Here is a 20,844-nt window from a genome sequence, read left to right as displayed (position 1 = left end):
TCCGCACACCCCTCACCTTTTACTGTTAGCATCCAAAAAATTTTGCAATATTAGGGCTGCGGCCATTTTGTCCACAATCCCCTTGCGTTTCTTCCGACTGACGTCCCCTTCAATCAGCACCCGCTCAGCAGATACCGTCGTCAGACGCTCATCCCAAAGGTGTACGGGTAAATCAAGTTGCTCCCGCAGCTGGTCTGCGAATTCGATGCAAATTTCACCACGGGGTCCTACTGAGCCGTTCATATTCTTCGGCAGCCCAACGACAATCTCACCGATTTCGTACTCCTTGACCAGTTCACGGATACGGTCGAATTCGTTGCCGTTTCCGCGCCGCTCAATAGTCTCCAAAGCCTGCGCTGTCCACCCGAAAATATCGCTTGTGGCGACACCGATTCTGCGGTCGCCGTAATCCAGTCCCAGCTTCTTCATCATTTCGGCTGGTCCACCCGATGATTGGCCAGATAGAACCGGACCAGTTCCTCAATCAGCTCATCACGTTCTTTTCTCCGGACCAAACTTCTCGCATTGTTGTGGCGCGGAATGTAAGCCGGATCTCCGGAAAGTAGATACCCTACGATCTGGTTGATCGGATGATATTCCTTCTCCACCAGCGCGTCATACACGGCGAGTAAAATTTCCTGGGGAGAAGCTTCCTTTTCGTCGCCCTTCACATTGAATTTGACCGTTTTGTCCATGGAGTCCATTTGTGACACCTTCCTTCTGCAAAATCACCCCGATTCGGGCGGCTTCGCAAAGTTGCTGCTGTACAGCTTACTTGCTGCCTTCATCATAACATATTCATGGCCCAACGAGGAAATCCTGCCACTGTAAAAGCGCTTTTTTTGGCATTTTATCTACAAAAATAGATGTTTTTTTGGGTTTTAAGCTATTGCAAGCCCCGGGTCAATAATGAATAACCCCAAAAATTATACATTTTGTGAATAAAGCAGCGGTACTGATATGTTGCCCTCAGTACCGCTGTATCTTTATCCGGGGAATTTCTCAGCTATTTCAGGCAATCCGTTAAGCCAATGCAGCTACAAGCTCTTCGGCCTTCTTCAGGGCTTCGCCCAGTTTGGAGGCATCCTTGCCGCCAGCCTGTGCCATGTCCGGACGTCCGCCGCCGCCGCCGCCGCAGACCGCAGCGATTTCTTTGACCAGCTTGCCGGCGTGGAAGCCTTTCTTCACCAGGTCCTGCGGCACAGCAACCACAAAGTTCACCTTGTCATCCATTACTGCACCGAGCACCAGTACGGCATCCGGAAGCTTGGATTTCAGTTCATCGGCAGTCGAGCGCAGAGCATCAATATTGCCGGCTTGCACGGATACTGCCAACAGCTGCGTGCCGCCGCCAACTGTAATTACACTGCTGGTCAGCTCAGCTGCAAAGGTTGCGCTCAGCTTGGACTGCAGCGATTCGTTCTCGCGGCCCAGCTCACGAACCTGGGCGTGCAGGGCTTCGATCCGCTTCGGCACATCGCCCAGCGAGGACTTCAGCAGTGCTGCCGATTGCTTCAGCAGATCCAGCTGGCTCTCCGTGAACTGGTAGGCGTAGCGGCCGGTCACCGCTTCGATCCGGCGCACACCGGAACCGATGCCGCTCTCGCTGAGCAGCTTGAAGATTCCGATCTGCGATGTATTGGCTACATGGCATCCGCCGCACAGCTCCAGGCTGTAGTCGCCGACCTGCACGACACGGACGATATTGCCGTATTTCTCTCCGAAGAGGGCCATCGCTCCCATAGCTTTGGCTTCATCAATCGGCTTGTTCTCAATGACAACATCGAGGCCGCGCCAGATCTGGGCGTTCACGCGTTGTTCGATATCGCTGAGCTCCTCCGCAGTGATGGCTCCGAAATGCGAGAAGTCAAAGCGCAGGCGTGAGCCTTCTACTAAAGAGCCTGCCTGATTAACATGGCCGCCAAGCACTTCCTTCAGCGCTTTGTGCAGCAGGTGGGTTGCCGTATGGTTCTTCACGATATCCTCACGCTCGGCACGGTTCACTTCCGCACGGACTGTATCTCCAACCTTCAAGTCTCCAGCTTCGACAGTAACCAGATGCACATGCTGGCCATGCGGAGCTTTGAAGAGTCCGGTAACCTTGGCAGTCACAGAGCCGCCGGTCAAAAGTCCGGTGTCGCTGACCTGGCCGCCGCTTTCCGCATAGAACGGAGTCGTTTCAAGGATAACCTGGCACTGGGCGCCTTCACTGACGACATCAGCAAGTGCGCCGTCAACTACAATCGCCAGCACTTTTGACTCGGTTACCGTGTCATTATATCCAACAAATTCACTTTTAACCGTCAGCTCGGCAAGTGCTCCGCCCTGAATCTTCATGCTGGCGCTGTCCTGGCGGGCAGCCCTGGCACGGTCCCGCTGCTCCTGCATCGCAGCATCGAAGCCTTCACGGTCAACCGTAAGCCCCTGCTCGGAAGCGAAGTCCTCCGTCAGGTCAAACGGGAATCCATAAGTATCATAGAGCTTGAACGCTTCAGCGCCTGCAATAGCACTCAGGCCTTCAGCTTTGGCTTTGGCGCTGATCTCGCCCAGGATAGCCAGACCGTCGGACAGTGTCTCGTGGAAGCGTTCCTCTTCCAGACGGATGATTTTGGCAATATATTCACGGTTCTCCACTACGGAAGGATAATACACTCCCATGATGTCGCCCACTGTCTCTGTCAGCTCATGCAGGAACGGGCGGTCCAGTCCCAGGGTCTTGCCGTAGCGTACGGCACGGCGGAGCAGACGGCGGATAATGTAGCCGCGTCCTTCATTAGAAGGAAGCACTCCGTCACCTACTGCAAAAGTAACGGTACGCACATGGTCGGCAATGACTTTTAGCGCGATATCTTGATCAACATTATCCTTGTAGGTTACACCGGCAAGACCGGCAGTCTTCTGGATAATCGGCTGGAACAGGTCGGTATCGAAGTTGGAGTCCACATCCTGCAGAATGGAAGCGAAGCGTTCCAGACCTGCGCCGGTATCAATATTCTTGTTAGGAAGCGGTGTGTAGCTGCCGTCCTTGTTATGGTTGAACTGCGAGAACACGAGGTTCCACACTTCCAGCCAGCGTTCATTCTCACCGCCCGGATACATCTCAGGATCACTCATATCACTGCCGTAAGCTTCGCCGCGGTCATAGAAGATCTCCGAGCAAGGGCCGCAAGGACCTTCGCCGATATCCCAGAAGTTCTCGTCACCCAGCTTGATGATGCGTTCTGCAGGCAGACCGACCTTTTCATTCCACAGCTTGAACGCTTCTTCGTCCTCGGCATATACCGTAACGGAAATCCGGTCGCCGTCGAAGCCGATCCATTCCTTGCCGGTCAGGAATTCCCAAGCCCAGGTAATCGCTTCTTCCTTGAAGTAATCGCCGATGGAGAAGTTCCCCAGCATCTCAAAGAACGTGTGATGACGGCGCGTCTTGCCCACGTTCTCAATATCATTGGTACGGATACATTTCTGCGAGTTGGTCAGGCGGGGATTCTCAGGAATCTCCCGGCCGTCGAAGTAAGCCTTCAGCGGCGCCATGCCTGCGTTAATCCATAGCAGCGATGGATCGTTGTGGGGCACGAGCGAGGCGCTCGGCTCAATGCGGTGACCTTTACTCTCAAAAAACTGCAGCCATTTGGAACGGATTTCACTTGCTTTCATCATGTACAGCTCCCGTCTCATCATTTAATGCGGCACTTTGGCCGAAAATCTCATTGTTGCCCCAAAAGTTACCCGAAAAATCAAAAACAAAAAACGCCCCTGAATTAAATTCAGGGACGATGATTATCGCGGTACCACCCTGGTTATCGCCTTGTTCCGTGAGAACACGGACTATTGCAGACGATCGCCTTGTGCGGCTGTTAACGGGTGCCCCCCGGCGGGATTGTCCCCGCACTCCGAAACTAGCTTTCTGCCGGCCTGTCTTCAAGGTTCTCACAGCCAATTGCGGGGAATCCGCAAAGGAACCTGTTCTCTGATGGAGCCATTCTCCGGCGTACTTGTTTTCATCAACGTTTTGTCCGATTTGCATTTTAACATTTCAAGTATAGCCAGCGGCCTGATATCTGTCAATCTCGGGCAGGAAAATTGCCTGATCGGGGCCGGTAAGCTGTGCTAAAAAGAATATTTACAGCGCTTACATACAGGCGTATAATTCGAATTGTTCCACACGTCGAGACGTAGCTCAGCTTGGTAGAGCGCTTGCTTCGGGAGTAAGAGGCCGCAGGTTCGAATCCTGTCGTCTCGACCATATTTAATAATCCAAAGAGACAGTCTATAAGTTGACGTTCCATGAATACCCGCAGCCGGATGGTTTGCGGGCTTATTTGCGTTCAAAGGCCAGGCTGGAATTTGTGTAGGATCTGGCAACAAGTCAAAGGAAACGGGCAAAGGTCACGATGAAGCGCAGATTATAATGAGTGCAGAGCAATACTCTACAACGAATACACATAAGAATGGATGATACTTTTGGCAGAACCTATTCAGAAACAGATTGCTTCGCCTGCACGGTATTCTATGATAACTGCCGTTCTGGTCCTTTGTTCACTTGTTGTCGTATCCGGCATCTATGTTACGCTGCCGTTAGGCCCCTTATTGGCTGATGCCTTTCAGGCATCGCAGGCCAGGGTGGCATGGGCAAGCAGTGCTTTTACGTTCGCTTACGCCTTGGGATTCCTGCTGTTTGCTCCACTGTCTGAGCGTTTCGGCCGCTGGCCTCTGATGCTCTCAGGATTGCTGGCGCTAGGCGTCATCACCCCTATGTTAGGGCTGGCCCCGGGCCTATCTGCCCTGATTGCGCTCCGCGCAGTACAAGGACTGGCAGCAGCAACCTTTGCACCGACGGTTATGATCTATGTCGCCGAGAGCTTCCCGCAAGAACGCAGAGTTGCTGCCATGGGGTTTGTAAGCACCGGATTTCTGGTTTCGGCCATCGCCGGGCAGCTGTTCAGCAGTGCGGTCAGTGAAAATTGGGGCTGGAGTTATGTATTTTATATTCATGGGGTCTTATGTCTCGTAGCCGCAGTGTTATTCAGCATCTTCATTCCGAGGGGTGAAGAGATCCGGACAAAGGCAGGGCTGGCCGCACTCTACAAACAGCTGCCCGCATTATTCCTCCAGAAACGGCTTGTGCTGTGCTATCTGATCTGCCTGACGATTCTTCTCTCGTTTGTCGGCATGTACACGATATTTCAGGACTATTTAACGAAGCTTCCCTTTGCGCTTACTGCCCCTCAGCTTATGCAGGTAAGAGCCGCTGGACTCGCGGGGATGATCCTGGCGCCGTTTGCGGGACGTCTGGCAGCCAAATTCGGCTTCAAGCGAACGCTCCAAGCCGGACTTCTGCTCGCCGCCCTGGGCCTTAGCGCAGTCGGATTAAGCTCCAGCCTGCCCGTACTTGTTGTAATGAGCATTGTTTATATTGCCGGTATCTCCATCATGATCCCGGTGCTGATATCACTGATAGGCTTGCTCGCAGGAGACAGACGCGGCCCGGCAATTACCGTATATTCGCTTATGCTGTTCATCGGGGCCTCAGCCGGTCCGCAGGTTGCACTGAATCTGTTAAAGGCAGGCAGCAGTCTGTCGGCGTTTGAAGCACTGGCTGCACTTTTACTTGTTGCCTTCGGGTTATCCTGTTTCATTAAGGCGCCTGAAATATGATACAGGCGCTTGAAGCGTGTGGGAACTGTCATACGATCACACTGATGAGCCCGCCTGCCAGCTCTTCATCATCTCCTGCGCCTGCTGCGGATTTGTCATGAGCAGAGTGCGGTACTCCAGCATCCAGTTCAGGGTATTCAGCATTTGGTCGTATTCTTCCTTCTTGCGTTCGATCTCCCTCTTCTTGCTGCGAATCCAATCTATGATCTGCTGGTTCGTATGCGCATTGGATTCGTGGTCCTGCAGAGCTTCCTTCAGTTCCGCCAGTGAACAGCCGATGGACTGGAACTTCTTGACGAGCTTGAGCCGCTGGACAGCCTCTTCCGAATAGTTGCGGTAATTGTTGCTTTCCCGCCGGACATGCCGCTCATCCAGCAGGCCTTCCTTTTCATAAAAACGGATCGTATGGATCGTGAGTCCCATCTTGTCTGCCAGTTCCTGAATTTTCATTATTATTTCTCCTTTGGACCGCTTGCCCTAGAGTTCACTTCATAGTTTATGCTTAACATGATCAGGCAGTCAACTTATGAAGGAGGATATCATTATGCATGTTTTTGTTACAGGAGCAACGGGGTATATCGGTTCTGCGGTCGTCAAGGAACTGATCAGTGCGGGACATACTGTGACGGGTCTTTGCCGTTCAGAAGAGAAAGCCGCGGGACTAACGGCGGCGGGGGCTGAAGCGTTGTACGGCACACTGGATAATCTTGAGGTTCTGCGCAGCGGCGCGGCTGCTGCGGACGGCGTGATTCATTTGGCATTCACCAATGATTTCTCCGACTTTGAAGGTGCGCTGGCTCTGGATTTGGGGGCCGTTGAAGCTATGGGAGCGGCGCTGGAAGGCTCCGGGAAGCCATTCATTACCACGGCTCACGCAAATGGACATGCCGTCGATGCTGCAGTGCTCGCAATGGCAGAGCGGGGCATCCGGGCATCCATCGTCTCGCTTGCACCGTCTGTGCACGGCGAAGGCGACCGGGGTTTTGTGCCGATGATGATCAGCATCGCCAGGGAGAAGGGCTTCGCCGCCTACATCGGCGACGGAAGTAACCGCTGGCCGGCAGTCCACCGCCTGGATGCAGCGGTGCTGTACCGCCTGGCGCTGGAAGCCGCCCCGGCGGGCTCGCGGCTGCTGGGCGCCGGCGATGAAGGCATTCCGCTGCGTGAGATCGCCGCAGTCATCGGGCAGCAATTGAGTGTGCCGGCGGCCAGCATAACAGCTGAAGAAGCCGCAGGCCACTTCGGCTTCCTTGGTGCCATCGCGGCCTTCGACATTACAAGCTTATACAACACTGCGCAGGCAAGCCTGGCAACGCGGGAGCTTCTGGGCTGGCAGCCGGTACAGCCCGGACTGATCGCCGATCTGGAAGCAGGCCATTATTTCGTATAGCTCTGCAACTCTGATTCATAGATACCGGGGTGTCCGGGAGAATTGTTGCAGAAACTGCAAGATTTCTCCTGCCAAGCCGCTCGGAGGCGCAAAAATGCTGTCTTTCGTACAACATTTCAGGAATATGGTTGATATAATGAAGAGAATGTTGTAAGCAGGACAAGATCCGGAGGAGGATACTGAGTTGAGCAAAAACATTCGCTGGGGCATTATCGGCTGCGGGGATGTAACTGAAGTTAAGAGCGGTCCGGCCTTGCAAAAGGCCGGAGGATCACAGCTCGCGGCCGTCATGAGGCGCAGCGGAGAGCTTGCAGCGGACTATGCGCGGCGGCATGGGGTACCCCGCTGGTACGACGGGGCAGCCGGTCTGATAGCCGACACCGGCGTGGACGCCGTGTATATCGCTACACCGCCGTCCACCCATATGGAGTACACCTTAGCGGCAGCGCAGGCCGGAAAGCCAGTCTATGTGGAGAAGCCCATGGGTCTTAATACGGCGGAATGCGAAGCCATGATTGCTGCCTGCGGGCAGGCGGGGGTTCCGCTGTACGTCGCTTATTACCGCAGAGGGCTTCCGCGCTTCCGCAAGGTTAAGGAGTGGCTGGACACGGGAGCGATCGGCGAACCCAGGTTTGTGCGCACTCTGCATATGACTAAGCCGCTCGCAGCGGTAAGTGAGGAGAATTGGCGGGTGGACCCGGAAATTTCCGGCGGCGGGTTATTACTGGATGTGGGCAGCCATACGCTGGATCTACTCGATTTCCTGCTTGGCCCGATTGAAGATGTCAACGGACATGCGTCCAACTTTGGAAGCCCCTACAAACCTGAGGATACCGTATCCGGCAGATACCGCTTTGAGACAGGCGTGCATGGGACGGGCATCTGGTGCTTTAATGCCTTTACTAACGAAGACGTTACTGAAATTATCGGCAGCCATGGCAGTATCACCTTCTCCACCTTTGCGGAGCAGCCGGTTATTCTCAGGACCGAAGATGGGGAGTACCCTGAATTCATTGCCCACCCGCCCCATATCCAGCAGCCGCTGATCCAGTCCATTGTAGATGAGCTTCTGGGATGCGGCACCGCTCTCAGCACCGGCGATACCGCTATCCGTACCAGCCGCGTGATGGATGAACTTGTACGGAATTACAATGGACGCTGATTGCCGGCATACTAAAAACAAAAATAAACCTGCAGCATAAACAGCCAGCCTCCGGGAATCCGCCCGGCGGCTGGCTGTTGCTGCGCTCAATCAGAAAGAAAACTCTAAGTCCTAATTACAGCTTCCAGATCCGGTACAGAATGACCGCTGCTTCCGCCCGGGTAAGAGTATCGTCCGGGGCAAGCCTGCCGTTCTTACCGTTCACAACTCCATATTTCAGCAGAGCTTCCAGACTGCCCTTGGCGTAAGCGGAGATCCGCTCTGCATCCGCGTAAGCATCCAGAGTTCCGCTGCCTTGTGCCGCTATCCCTGCTGACTTCAGCGCGCGGGCGGCGATCACCATCATCTCCTGACGTGAAATCGTGCTGTCCGGCTTAAAGGTGTTATCTGCATAGCCGGTGACGATGCCGAGCTGCTTCGCGGCGGCAAGCTCCTTGAAATGCTCCGCATTATTCCCGACATCGCCGAATCCAGCACCTGCTTCAGCAGCAGCTTTGAGTTCAAGCACCTTCAGAAGGGATGCGGTGAAATCTGCTCTGCTCACTGGAACAGCCGGTGAGAAATTGCCGCTGGAGGTTCCCAGGACAAGATCACGCGCCGCCATAGCAGCGACAGCCTGCTTAGCCCAAGACAGATTCCCCAGATCCGTGAATGTCAATGGAGCATACGCCGCTGCAAAAGTGCCGAACTCTGATGTCTGGAACACAAGTGATCCGTTCGCCGCATTATAACGGCTGTTCACGACAGCAGTCATCTGGCCATCCTCACTGAGATGCCTTACCAGCAGTGAATCGGGGTAACCCAGCTCTTCCATTGCCGGCTTGTAAGGAATTGAAACAGTTATAGGCATATCCGGGTTGCTCCAGGCCATCTCCCGGCCTCCGGCCGACAACTTCAGCTCCACTGCCGGACGACTGCCGGTCAGACTGCGGGCTGCCGCATCCGGACTGGCCGCCGGGGACTCTTTTACATGAATGGAGATGTATTCACTGTTTGCTGTAATGCCTGCCAGCTGCCCGCCTGGGACTGCGAGCGTTGCAGGGCCTGTCTTGATCACAAGCACGAAGTTCGCCTGCCCCTTCAGGCTTTGCAGCGGCAGTTCAACTTCGTATGAGGCTGCACCCGTCTGCTTCGGCAGGTCGATCACGATTTGTTTCATGCCGTCTGCTGCCGGGACTGCCTGCTCCAGCGCTTTGCGCAGAATATCGCCCTTAACCGTGGCCTTTGCCTCTCCTCCCTGATTCTTGATTTCAGGTCTGATCGTAACCACGCCGTCCTTACTCTCAAGATTCACAGGCTTCGGTGTAGGTGTGCTATTGACATAGTTTGTTCCGCCTGATACCGGTGCCGGGGTTGGTGTAGCTGTTGGTGTTGGTTCTGCTGTTGGTTGTGCCGTTGCTGCCGGTGTCGGCGTTGGTGCCGTTGTCGGTTCCGGTTCTTCATCCCTGCTCTTGAGAGTCAATATGCCGTATACAGACGTGTCCTGATAACCGTTCCCGGTGGTATCATTCCAGGCGGCAACACTTTGCCGGACGCCGCTCTTGGCATCGTTAATCTGAGTGTCGAAGCCGACCTTGGTGCCGCCGGCCGGGGTGATTTTTTTGAACGGAATCTTCATTTCAAGGGTATAGCTTGTTCCGGCTACCTTGGTTGCCGACTCGAAGCCTGCACCGATGGCTGCCGGACTGAAGGAGGCTTCATTGTCATAATTGACCCGGAACTGTCCGTCATCGTCCTGATAGAAGGTGGTACGGCCCAGATTCTCATCCAGGAAAACCTCAACCGAGTCTTGCTCCCACGCATTCGCGTTACTCTTGTCCAGTTGGGCATCGCTGACCTCAACCAGTACATATAGATTCTGTTCATCCCACAGAGTACGCGCGGTTCCGCTTGCACCCTGCCAGGCCAGCTGATACCGGTTCACTGCCATCTCAGGCGCTGAGGACCAGATTGCATCCGCTGTTCCGTCAATGACCGGTGTGCCGTAAACGGCCTCAGACACATTAGCCTCTGTCGTGTTCGGTTGATGCTCTGACATATATTTTGCCGGATCAATGACGCCGTAATATGCCGGTTTGGCCTGCAAATCCCTGTCGAACAGCAGCGGACTTGAGACAGCTCTCCAGCTGGTACGGTCATCCATTCCCCAGAAGGTAACGCGCGCGATATTGGCGGCATGTGTCTTGTAGAGATCCATCAATTTCGCATACAAATAGCCCTGGTCCACCAATTCCTTCTCCGTTTGCTTATTGTCGCTTCCGGCTTGAATATCGAGCTCGGTAATGCTGACCTCTACTCCAAGCGAGATGAATTTCTCCAGCGACAGCTTGACGTTATCGGGATTCGTGTTGATATTGTAATGTGCCTGCATCCCCACACCGTCAACCAGCAGCTTCCCGGGGTGGTCAAGCGCGTACCTGTCGTTGATTTCCTTGACCATACTGTAGATGGCCTGGGCTTTGTTCTGGTTATCATCGTTGTAATCATTGTAATACAGCTTGATATCCCACTCTGGATGATCGTCCAGCACCTCTCTGGCCGCCAGGAAAGCCTGCTCCACATAGTCCGCTCCGATAGCATCATACCAGTGGGATTGACGCAGAGCCCCTTGCCAGTTGGACGGGTTGGATGGGTTATCATTCATTGCTTCGTTGACTACATCCCAGGAGATCACCCTGCCCTCAAAATGCTCCATAACCTCCCGGATATGAGTTCTAAGATTGGTGAGTGCTTCGGCACGCCCCAAAGGAACGGTATTGCCTGCCGCATCCGTGGTCAGGTTCATCCAGTCAGGCGACTGCTGGTACCATACCAGCACATGCCCGTGCATCTTCATCCCTTCAGCCAGCACCTTGTTCACCATCGCATCTGCCGCTGTAAAAGTGAAATTCCCCTTAGTCGGCTGCAGTGCATCCGGCTTCATGGCATTGCCTGCGGTAGCAACGTTGTGATGCAGCTTCAGCAGATCCAGCCGGACACCTTCCAGATCCTCGGCTGAAATCGCATTACCGATCAGGAAGTCATTCTGATAGGCTGCTTTTAGAGGAACGAGATCCCTTTGAATATCCACCGGGCCGGTGCCTGTATGCTCAAAAGTGATATCGTCGATATAAAAGGAGGCTGCTGTGTTGTTGGAGCTTTCAATATAAAGGGTCAGATATTCGCCGCCCACACTGTTATAACGGTAGCTGCCCTCAAATTTCACCCAGCCGTCAGCAGTGCTGATCGTCTTGGGGGACAGAGCCACATAACTCGCACCACTGTCATTGCCTACCTGCGTAGACAGCTGGAGCTGCGAGCTGGCAGGATCGATCAGCTTGACCCAGGCAGAGATGTTGTATTCGCTGCCCTTATCCACGTATTTCTCCACACGCAGGGAAGGCCCGTGCCAGGTAGAGGTTCTGCCTTCCACCTTCAGCGCGTAGGAACCACCTGCCGTATGATTCGCTTCATTGGTCACCGTAAGCAGCTCAGTTCCCGCTCTGCCGGTGAAGCCGCCTGCCGCCTGGTCTTCAAAGGTGATCGTATTGAATGGTAAAGCCGGGTCCCGGACAGGTTCTTCCCCGCCGCCTGGAGTGCCCTCTTCAGTGAACAGAATATCTCCAAGGTAAAATGGCACTGCGGCCCCGGCCTCGTTGGAGTTGATGCGCAAGGCATAATCCTTCTTGTCGGGGTCCACGGCACTGGTATCCACAGTGAATGTTTTCTTTAGTGTGACTGATTGGCCTGCCACATAGGGTACTGCCGTATAATTCCCATAGCTTTTCACCGTCTGGAGCGCCGCCGCCGCATCGTCCGGGACCGCTACATTAGCATCAACGTAGACGACAGCAGTGACGGTGTACGTGTGCCCGTTCTTGAGGCCGACATCCGAGAAATTAAAATCAACCGCATCCCAGTTATTTACCCGGTTGTTTACGTATAACGCTGCCCCATCGGCATTTCCGTCAAAAGGAACTCCCGTGACTGCACTGAGGCTGGCGCCTCCGGATTGGACTGCCTTGCCTGTGCCGCCCGCAAAGCTTTCGTGATATACCGTGGCCGGGGCCTCTGCTGCCTGAGCAGCCGGAATATACCCGCCTGCCGGAAGAAGCAGGACGGCCGCCAGTAATACGAGAGAGACTTGCTTGATTATTCGCTTCATGCATTGCACTCCTCTGTATGAATTTGGGTTTCTTTTGAGTTAAGCGCTTACAGTTATGTGAAAGCTGCCCCCCTTCTCAACCCAAATCGTAGCATAATGCAAAAAAAGCGTCTTACCCGAAACTAAAGATTGTACCGTGCTTTTTATAGTTCATTTCACTAGGAGTGTCACAACTAAGAAGCACCTGTCTGCCACTTTATAAGCCGGATGCTGCAGAGGCCGGATTAATAGCAGTTGGATTTACTACACTTGCTGATAGGGGAATGTCCTCCTGCTTAATCAGCAGTTGGATAAACAGCACTTAAATCATCCCATATCATTCAAAGTAGTGAAAACCAGCCATGTTAGATGCTGTTTTTCCACTTGCTTCCGCACATTGCTCAGAAGTTGACGAATTAAGATACGTTTATCCACTTGCTTGCCTGAAGAAGCCACTCCTACCGGAGAACACTTGGACAGCCCGACGCGGCTCGACATCATATCGCGCCAGCCTTCACTTCATTACACCACGTGCAGGGAATCTGCACGCAATGCCAAAAACGCAGAACAGCACTTCTCATAACGCGAGAAGTGCTGCTCTGTTATCTTTTTCTCTTAAATAGGACTATTTCATTATGGGAAACCCACTTACGGGACAGCGTTTAGATCAGCTTGTGCGCAAACCATTTCTCGCCTCTGAAGCGCCATAGAAACACAAATCCCCGGACGGCCCACTCGCAGTTCATCGCCAGCCAGACCCCCAGCACACCGTAGCCGAGGACGATCCCGAGAATGTAGCCGAATACGACCCGGAACAGCCACATCGACAGCATGGAGGTGATAGAGGTGAAGCGGGAATCCCCCGCTGCCCGCAGCGCGGACGGCAGAATGAAGCTGACCGCCCACAGCGGAATCTGGGCAATAGCATTCACCAGCAGGACTACAAACAAGTCGTCAATGATCTCAGGAGGCGGAGAGAAGATTGACACCAGCGGATGGAACAGCGGCATCAGGAGCAGGGCGACCAAGGCATACGAGGCTGAACCGATCCAGAGGAAGGACTTGATGAATTTTCTGGCATCCGCCACATCCCCCCGCCCGATGCATTGGCCGACCACCGTTACGATCGTCAGCGACAATGCACTGGCCGGAATCTGAAACACCATCGCCAGCGAGCCGGCAATAGCATTGGTCGCAATCGCATAGGTGCCCATACTAACAATAAAAATCTGGGTCAGCAGCTTGCCGCCATTGAAGAACATCTGCTCAGCTGCAAATGGAACGCCGATGAACATAATTCTGCGCAGCATGGAGACCGGAACATGGAACAGGTCGCGGACCCGCACACGCAGTACCGTGTCAATCTTGAACAGGTACACCAGGGCAAAGATCATTCCCGCATACCGCGCGATATTGACCGCCAGCGTCATCCCCAGCACACCCATGTGCAGCAGGTTAATGAAGACTACGTTCAGTAGTACGTATAACAGATTCATGATCAGCGACAGCATCAGCGAAGCCCGCGTCCTGCCGACGCCGCGCAGCGCACCGCACACAGCCTGAACCACGGCGATCCCCAGATAAGAAATACTGCTGCCGATCATGTAGATCCGGGCATTATCCAGCACATCGGCGGAAGCTGTTCCGAACAGCAGGTTCAGTATCGGCGTGTGGAAGCCCATGAGCAGAAGTCCGATTCCCACGGCGATCAGCGATACCGAGGTAACCGAACCCGCCGTAGCCTGGGATACCAACCGGTCGTTGCCGCTGCCTTTGTACTGCGCAACGACCACTGTTCCGCCGGTAGCAATGGCAACGAACACGTTGATCAGGAATATATTCAGTGAATCTACCATATTCACCGCACTGACCGCCGCCATGCCGGATGAGCTGATCATCGCAGTGTTTACCAGATTAAGCCCGATGATGAAAGCCTGGTCAATCAGGATCGGAATAAATAAAGCTATAATTTGCCGGTAATCCATCCCTTCCCCGGAAAGGTACTTCTCCAGCCATTTCTTGGCCGGCAGTCGAGCCTGAAGCTGCATAAACATATCACATTCTTTTCTGTAGAATAATTGCGAGCAGACTTTACATTCCTTCCAGTTTACTACAAATCTAACTTCACGTCTGTGACCAGTGAGAAAAACCGGCACACAAAAAAGCAATAAATCCGCAATTCTCCATTAACGAAAGAACGGCGGCTTTATTGCTGCTGTATATGAATTACTGCTCTTTATCCCGGCCAAGCAGCCCGCTGAGCGCTTCGGTGACATTCATACCGGTAAGCGTCTGGGTCAACTCAGGAACCTGGGCCATTATTTTGGCGATATCACCGGTAATTTTGTTCACGCCTGAGGTAGCTCCATCCTGGGAAATCACTGTAATCTTATCCACCTTGGCGAGCGGGGAAGCAATTTTCTCAGCCAGCTCCGGCAGAATTTTCAGGAATTCCACGGTAAGCGCAGCTTGTGTGAACTGTTTGTACGCTTCGGCTTTCTTCTCCAGGGCTCCCGCTTCTGCCGCTCCGGCCAGCTGGACAATCTCCGCATTCGCTCTTCCTTTCGCCAGCTCAGCTTCCGCCGTGGCCAGTCCGCGCTTGGTCGTTGTCGCTGCCTCGGCTTCCGCCTCAAGAATCTGCCGCTGCTTAGTGGCTTCTGCTCTCATGACCGTAGCCTGGTTCTCCGCCTGGGCAGGCTTGATCACCGTTGCCTCCAGCTCCCGCTGTCTCAGCTCGACTTCAATTTCCCGGACTGTGCGGTTGGCCTCCGCTTCCATCTGCGTAATCTTGACCTGTTCGGTAACGAGCGATTGCTTAATTTTGTTCTGCTGCAATTCATACGCAAGATCCGCCTGTGCCTTCTTCACTTCTGTCTCCAGCTTGAAATCCGCCTGCTTAATGTTCAGTTCCTTCTCGAACAGGGATTCCTTCGCACGGGCGGCAGTTCCCGCTTCAATGGTGGCCTGATGCGCATTGGCTTTGGCAATGGAGGATTCCTTCTCCGCCTCGGCCTGCTTGATCTGAATGTCGCGTTCCGCTTCCGCCTTGGCAATGCTGGCATCGCGGCGGATGCGCTCAATTTCCGGAACCCCCATATTGTCGATGTACCCTTTGTCATCCGTAATTTTCTTGATGGTGAAGCTGACGACCTCAAGCCCCATCTTGTCGAGGTCCTCCGAGCAGGTCTCCCTCATCTTGCTGTTGATTTCATCAGGCGTCTTGAGGATGGATTCCACCGTCAATTGCCCGATCAAGCCCCGCAGGTGTCCCTCCACCGAATGCAGGATAATCGTCTCGCGGTCTTCTTCCGGCCGGTCGATGAACTGCTCACTGGCCGTCAGAATAGCGGTGGGATCGCTTTTGATTTTTATCTGGGCGACCGCCTCCAGGTTGAGCTTGATGCCCTGCCGGGAGAACATCGCCTGCGCCGGAATGACATCGAAGCTCATCAGCATCATCGAGATGGTCTTATTGTTCTGGAAGCCGGGGATGACGAACGTCCCGCCGCCCTGCACCACTCTTTTACCGCCGAGACCGTATACAATCATCGCCTGATTGGGCGGGACTTTTTTATAAGCGGTCACAATACTGAACAAAGCCAGCAGAATAACAACAACAATGCCCGAGATTAAATAAAGAATAACCATTTGGTCCGACACTCCCCGTCATTTATAATTCTCCGAATTCCCTCTCGAAGAGGGTTACCTCCGCCATTCCCTTATCCACCTTCAAAATAATCACCCTGTCGCCCCTCATGAGCTGCTGGCCGCTTGCTGCCCTCACTCCAATGGAGCGCATCGTTCCGTGCAGCACATATTTCATTTCCCCGGCTGCCCCATCCGCTGCAGGTACACTGATGTATCCAAGCTGCCCTGCCTGCTCATAATCCAATTCATTCATGCTGCTGTCATACCGGTTCATCACCCGGGCCAGCACGGCATACATTAGACAACCTGTCAGCAAGGCAATCATGGTGCAGATCAGCACTACTGCAAGCACGCTCATTCCGCTGAAGCGGATAAGCACATAACCGGAGCCGCCCCAGACTGTGACAAACACCATCAGCGGGAGTATAGGCACAAAGCCCGGACCCCCGGCGTCACCGCCCCCCGCATGCAGATGACCCCCCAGGCCATGTCCGTGAAGTCCGCCGCTGAGGAGCAGGAGCAGTCCGACCCAGAAGCACACGATAAATATAGTTAAGATAACGATCACCTCCTTAGGCAGTTCAGATCACATTATGAATAGACTTTTCTCGTTGTTATAAGAATTGTTATTCTTAGTTCAGACCGTCTTCCCCTGCTGCCTGCACAGCAAAAAGACCACAGCAGCAGCAGGGCTCTCCGTGGTCGGTTAATCGATCATGGCGCTCATCCTCTCTCTTCGAGGCTTACGGGGTTAGCTGACGGATTCGGGCAGCGAGATTGCCCTACCTTGCCGGAGCACCGTTACAGCATGCAAGCAAGGATTCACCCCAGGCGTGCGGCCGCTATCTGAGCAAAAGCCGTAATCACCGTTGGTTCCCCCGTTCCCATTACTGGAATTCAGCCATATGAGAACAGTTAAATTTCATTCGGTTGTTGATTTGAATCTTACGCCTGCAGCCATTTAATGTAAAACGCTGCAGTTGACAAAAGAAGCCAAAAATGCCGTCCCTGCATGAATGAAGGCGCATTCTTTGCTTTCGCTCTTAAGCGGCCGATGATTTACTCCTTCTTGCTCCGATTCTCTGGAGCAGTGCTGTTACATAGCAAAGAGGCTGTCTAGTAAGCAGTGAATCCGCTTGCTAGACAGCCCCGGCCGGCAAATATTGTAAATACAGTATAATTTCTTTATTGTTTCTGTGCTTCCAGCTCCCGCGTAAGCTCAAGCGCTTCAATACCGGCCAGCAGTACTATGCCAATTCCGTGAGTATCGTTGAGCTGCCAGGTGAGTTGCTCCTTGTAATAGAGCTTATTGAACGAGTAGCCTGATCCCCGGCAGACGCCGTAGACATTCCCCTGCTTGTCGATGCAGTATTCGGCAAGGGCGTGCCAGCCGCGTATTGCCGCAGCGGCGTAGGAGTGCGGCTTGAGCAGCCAGCCTCTGCGCACCCCTCTAGCGAAGGCATACACGAACATTGAAGAGCAGGATGCCTCCGCATAGGATTCAGCATCCGTCAGAACTTGATGCCATAACCCTGCGGCATCCTGTAGCTGCAGATACCCTTCACACAGCTCCAGGAAATAATCGAGCAGCTCCGGCCGCTGCGGGTGCTGCTCCGGCAGAATCTCCAGCAGCTCGGTCAGTGAGAACAGTACCCAGCCGTTGCCTCTGCCCCAAGGCACACCGTTCGGCTTGCCGAATTTATAGTCATAGACATGGTGCATAATGCCAAGCTCCGGCTGGAACAGCCGCGCGCGGTAATGCAGAAACTGGGCCACGGCGTCATCCAGATATTCAGCATTGCCGGTTAGCTGATAGTACCGGACCAGAAAAGGGGTGCTCATATACAAATCATCACACCACATCGTTCCCTGCATGAAGTCGGTCGTGCCCCGGGTGCGGTAAAGCGCACCCGCCTCGTCACGGGACTGTGTCCCGTGAATGTAACGGGCAATATATTCTGCCGCCCCGGCTGCTCCAGGCAGCGGCTGCACGCTGTGCGCTGCCAGCATCGCCGCACCGAATGAGCCGCAATCATCCAGGGAGTCGATTAGCGCCAGCTGCTGATTAATTCCCGGAGCGCCGTAACGGCCCGTGTCCCAGAGTGCATATTCATGAAGCCGTGTGCACTGCTCAATATGGCCTCTGGAATAAGCGGTGTAATGGGAATCATCCAGCACAATCCCTGTGCACAGCAGCCCGTATAACGTCACGCCCAGCGGATAATTCCAGCGTCCGTACAGCGTGCTCTCCAGATACGGCCTGACCGCTCCGCCGGGGCGGTCTACCCGCCAAAAGCAGCTCTCCGCCCCTTCCCCAAAGGGAGTATCCATCACAGCAGCCGCCGCAGCCTCCGGTGCAGCCGATGCAAGGAAGGTCCCCAGATACAGCCAGGGTCCTGCCTGCCCTTCCACAGGATGCGGCAAGACCAGGTTCACGGTGTCCGCTTCCGCTTCTCCCCCTGCGTCCGCCGCTTCCAGCCGGAAGCCCCAGTCCGGGCCGCCGCAGACGGCCTCAACCAGCAGATCATGGCTGCCGAAGCCCAGCGGCAGCACACATTCAAGCCCGGCACTCCCCCCGGGCTGGATGGCGGCAAGCCTGCCATCCACATAGACCCGGAGTGCCGCCACGTCCCGGCTGCGGAGGCTCAGCCGGGTGTCAGTGAAGCCCGGCGCTGTCACCGCCAGCCGGCTCCAGGCCAGCGCCTTCGCGCCGGGAACCTCGCCGAAGATACGCGCGAGATTCCCGGCGCAGGCCACGGTATCCGGCCATCCGGCCTGCGGATACCAGGCACAGCGGGACGCGAGCGCCGCTTCGGCCGCGCCGCTGCGGAATGCGCTTTGCAGCGGCTCCGCCCGGAGTGCTGCTGTTCCTCCCTGAGGAACGCCGGCGCGCTCGCACTCCGGCTGCAGCATCCATCTGCTCTGCTGCGGCGCGCTGTAAATCCAGCCCTCACAGCCGCTGCGCCCGGCTGTCGGGGCCAGGAAATGCAGCGGTGCGCCTTTCACGCTGCCCGTGCCGAAGATGCCGCCGCAGCCCGTGCCGACTGCGGTGAATTCCAGCAGCACATGGTTCCAGCCCTGGCTTAGCCCGGTACGGAAGTAGGCCCTGCGGTCCGGAAATACATCGTCGTTCAGATTGGACTGGAACACGGCGGAGCCATTGACATAGACCGTTACCGGACCGAAGCAGCTGACAGCCAGCGGGATATCGCTCTCTGCTTCGCTCCACAGCTTGCCCCAGACATAGACAAATTCCCCGTCCTGCAGCTCCGGCAGCCGTTCCTTCAGATTCATCTCATACCGGCAGTCGGATAGCCGCGGAAAGCTGTCCTCCAGATGCACCCGGTACACCGGAGGCTGCGGCGGATGGGCACCGATATAGCGATTGGCTACGATTGCAAGCACGGATTCGGTATGCTCTCCAGCCGTACGGACGATAGAATTCTGCGGATCAAAATATGCCGGAACGCCAGCCTCCACAGTCTTGCTGTTCTTCACAGTTCCGCCAGCCTCCACAGTATTCCCGCTCTTCGCTGCCTCACCGCTCTTCACCGTCACCCTTCCATCGCCTGCCTCACCGCCTATCACAACGCCACCTCACCGCCGGGATAGAGGGTGGAGCTGTACAGCCGCTTGGGCTGCGGCAGCTGCCGCCCGGGATGCAGCGCCTGCAGCGGGAGCGGTTCGCCGGCATAGACGGCCGCAAGCTCATCCGTATAAATAATGACCTGCTCGGTCCCGCTGCCCAGCAGGTCCCCATGCACGGCGTATCCCTGCTCGGCAAACCGGGCAACGATATTCATATAGCCGTCATAGAGCGCGGGAAGCACAGCTTCGCCCCGGCGGTAAGCCAGGATATAATCCGGCGCATCCTTCCAGAAATGACTTACGGCTTCAACGATCGTCAGCCAGCCGTCCGTGGTGCGCTCTTCCTTCCACAGCTCCTGACCGGACTGGTCCAGCAGAAACATCGCATCTTTACCGCACAGGCCCTTGCCGTCATCTTCACGGACCATACGGTCGAGACCGGCAATCTGCAGACCAGGCAGGTCGGGACGGAACCGTCCGAGCGCCAGATGCTGCGATTCAATGGAGCCTTCATACCGCCACAGCTCATGCCCGTCACGGTCATACATCACCGTCACACTGCCGCCGATCACCAGCTCCGGCACTCCGTCTCCATTCACATCGCCGACCCACAGGCAATCCGCATGATCCTCCAGATCATGGCAGCTCCACAGCCGCTTACCGTCCGCATCCAGCAGATCATATCCGGCCATGACCTCATCACGCCCGTCTCCGTCAAGATCGAACACCCACGGATAATGCCCCACATTGCCCTGATGGGTCCAGAGCAATTCGAAGCTGGAGTTCAGTGCCCACAGCTGATGATAGCGGTCTTTGAGGATAATGTCGGAAGGATGTCCGCTGCCCTTCAGGTTGGCAATAATGATGCAGTCATGGGCTTCCTTGGCCGGCAGCGGATGGACCGACTTGACCTTGCCCGTCGCCCCCTCCAGAATCTGCAGCCGGTCATCCATCACACACAGCACCTCAAGCGCGCCGTCTCCGTCAATATCGAAGATTTGGGCCGGATAATCCGACCCTGAGCTGCCTGCACCCTTATCCGGCCTCCCGGTCTGCCACAACAGACGGCCCTCCAAGTCATAGGCAGTCAGGCACTGCACCTGATGCGGAATATAACGGACATCCTGGCGGTTATCCGGCTGAACCAGCAGCAGCTCTGCCCTGCCGTCCCCGTCCAGATCACCGAGCAGCATTTTACATCTTGGACCGGCGGCTGAAATATCTATTGCGGCCAGCCGGTGCAGCGATTGATTCGCTTTTTTCACAGTAATTCCT

General features: G+C 55.0%; 13 protein-coding genes, 1 tRNA gene and 1 riboswitch. Of the genes, 4 read left to right on the top strand and 10 right to left on the bottom strand.

What is annotated here, in order from left to right:
• Nucleotides 1-12: 12 nt before the first annotated feature.
• The 3 genes from ruvX to alaS form a co-directional block, all read right to left on the bottom strand.
• Nucleotides 13-429 (bottom strand): Holliday junction resolvase RuvX, encoded by a 417-nt coding sequence (ruvX, locus tag GC101_RS21055; protein ID WP_042140895.1) that lies wholly within the window; start codon nucleotides 427-429, stop codon nucleotides 13-15.
• Nucleotides 429-704 carry an IreB family regulatory phosphoprotein gene (locus tag GC101_RS21050; protein WP_036696603.1) on the bottom strand — a complete coding sequence of 92 codons (276 nt, stop codon included), beginning with the start codon at nucleotides 702-704 and terminating at the stop codon, nucleotides 429-431. Before GC101_RS21050 ends, ruvX begins: the two co-directional genes overlap by 1 nt.
• A gap of 319 nt (nucleotides 705-1,023) precedes the next feature.
• Nucleotides 1,024-3,657: an alanine--tRNA ligase gene (alaS, locus tag GC101_RS21045; RefSeq protein ID WP_171718980.1), complete on the bottom strand. Its 2,634-nt coding sequence runs from the start codon at nucleotides 3,655-3,657 to the stop codon at nucleotides 1,024-1,026.
• A gap of 512 nt (nucleotides 3,658-4,169) precedes the next feature.
• Here alaS and GC101_RS21040 point away from each other — a divergent pair.
• Nucleotides 4,170-4,246 (top strand) — tRNA-Pro (locus GC101_RS21040).
• Between the two features lie 218 nt (nucleotides 4,247-4,464).
• Nucleotides 4,465-5,658 carry an MFS transporter gene (locus GC101_RS21035; RefSeq protein ID WP_246354436.1) on the top strand — a complete coding sequence of 398 codons (1,194 nt, stop codon included), beginning with the start codon at nucleotides 4,465-4,467 and terminating at the stop codon, nucleotides 5,656-5,658.
• A gap of 36 nt (nucleotides 5,659-5,694) precedes the next feature.
• Here GC101_RS21035 and GC101_RS21030 read toward each other — a convergent pair whose 3' ends face one another.
• Entirely contained in the window at nucleotides 5,695-6,108 is a 414-nt protein-coding gene (locus tag GC101_RS21030) for a MerR family transcriptional regulator (RefSeq protein ID WP_171718846.1), read from the bottom strand.
• Nucleotides 6,109-6,202: 94 nt separating this feature from the next.
• On the opposite strand from GC101_RS21030, the gene GC101_RS21025 reads away from it, so the two are divergent.
• On the top strand, nucleotides 6,203-7,048 hold the full coding sequence (locus GC101_RS21025; RefSeq protein WP_171718845.1) for an SDR family oxidoreductase: 846 nt from the start codon (nucleotides 6,203-6,205) through the stop codon (nucleotides 7,046-7,048).
• A 184-nt stretch (nucleotides 7,049-7,232) separates the two neighbouring features.
• Nucleotides 7,233-8,210, top strand: a complete 978-nt coding sequence (locus GC101_RS21020) for a Gfo/Idh/MocA family protein (protein WP_171718844.1) — start codon at nucleotides 7,233-7,235, stop codon at nucleotides 8,208-8,210.
• Nucleotides 8,211-8,325: 115 nt separating this feature from the next.
• Here the strand turns inward: GC101_RS21020 and GC101_RS21015 are convergent, their stop codons facing one another.
• From GC101_RS21015 to GC101_RS20990, 6 genes are all read right to left on the bottom strand, one after another.
• Nucleotides 8,326-12,354, bottom strand: a complete 4,029-nt coding sequence (locus GC101_RS21015) for a glycoside hydrolase family 10 protein (RefSeq protein ID WP_171718843.1) — start codon at nucleotides 12,352-12,354, stop codon at nucleotides 8,326-8,328.
• A 641-nt stretch (nucleotides 12,355-12,995) separates the two neighbouring features.
• Nucleotides 12,996-14,381, bottom strand: coding sequence for an MATE family efflux transporter (locus tag GC101_RS21010; RefSeq protein ID WP_425497155.1), 1,386 nt, complete (start codon nucleotides 14,379-14,381; stop codon nucleotides 12,996-12,998).
• A 178-nt stretch (nucleotides 14,382-14,559) separates the two neighbouring features.
• The gene (locus tag GC101_RS21005; RefSeq protein WP_171718841.1) at nucleotides 14,560-15,981 is read right to left on the bottom strand and encodes a flotillin family protein; all 1,422 of its coding nucleotides are present in this window, start codon (nucleotides 15,979-15,981) and stop codon (nucleotides 14,560-14,562) included.
• A 22-nt stretch (nucleotides 15,982-16,003) separates the two neighbouring features.
• Complete coding sequence (locus GC101_RS21000; protein WP_171718840.1) at nucleotides 16,004-16,549, bottom strand: NfeD family membrane protein; 546 nt, start codon at nucleotides 16,547-16,549, stop codon at nucleotides 16,004-16,006.
• A gap of 157 nt (nucleotides 16,550-16,706) precedes the next feature.
• Nucleotides 16,707-16,894: riboswitch (cyclic di-AMP (ydaO/yuaA leader) on the bottom strand.
• Nucleotides 16,895-17,166: 272 nt separating this feature from the next.
• The gene (locus tag GC101_RS36785; protein WP_343049788.1) at nucleotides 17,167-19,569 is read right to left on the bottom strand and encodes a glycoside hydrolase family 88/105 protein; all 2,403 of its coding nucleotides are present in this window, start codon (nucleotides 19,567-19,569) and stop codon (nucleotides 17,167-17,169) included.
• Complete coding sequence (locus tag GC101_RS20990) at nucleotides 19,566-20,762, bottom strand: hypothetical protein (RefSeq protein ID WP_246354450.1); 1,197 nt, start codon at nucleotides 20,760-20,762, stop codon at nucleotides 19,566-19,568. Before GC101_RS20990 ends, GC101_RS36785 begins: the two co-directional genes overlap by 4 nt.
• Nucleotides 20,763-20,844: the final 82 nt, after the last annotated feature.

The organism is Paenibacillus phytohabitans (genome assembly GCF_013141775.1).
Taxonomy (GTDB): Bacteria; Bacillota; Bacilli; order Paenibacillales; family Paenibacillaceae; genus Paenibacillus_AQ; species Paenibacillus_AQ phytohabitans.
Note: the sequence above shows the minus strand (reverse complement) of the source record. Positions and strands in the feature narration are given on the sequence as shown.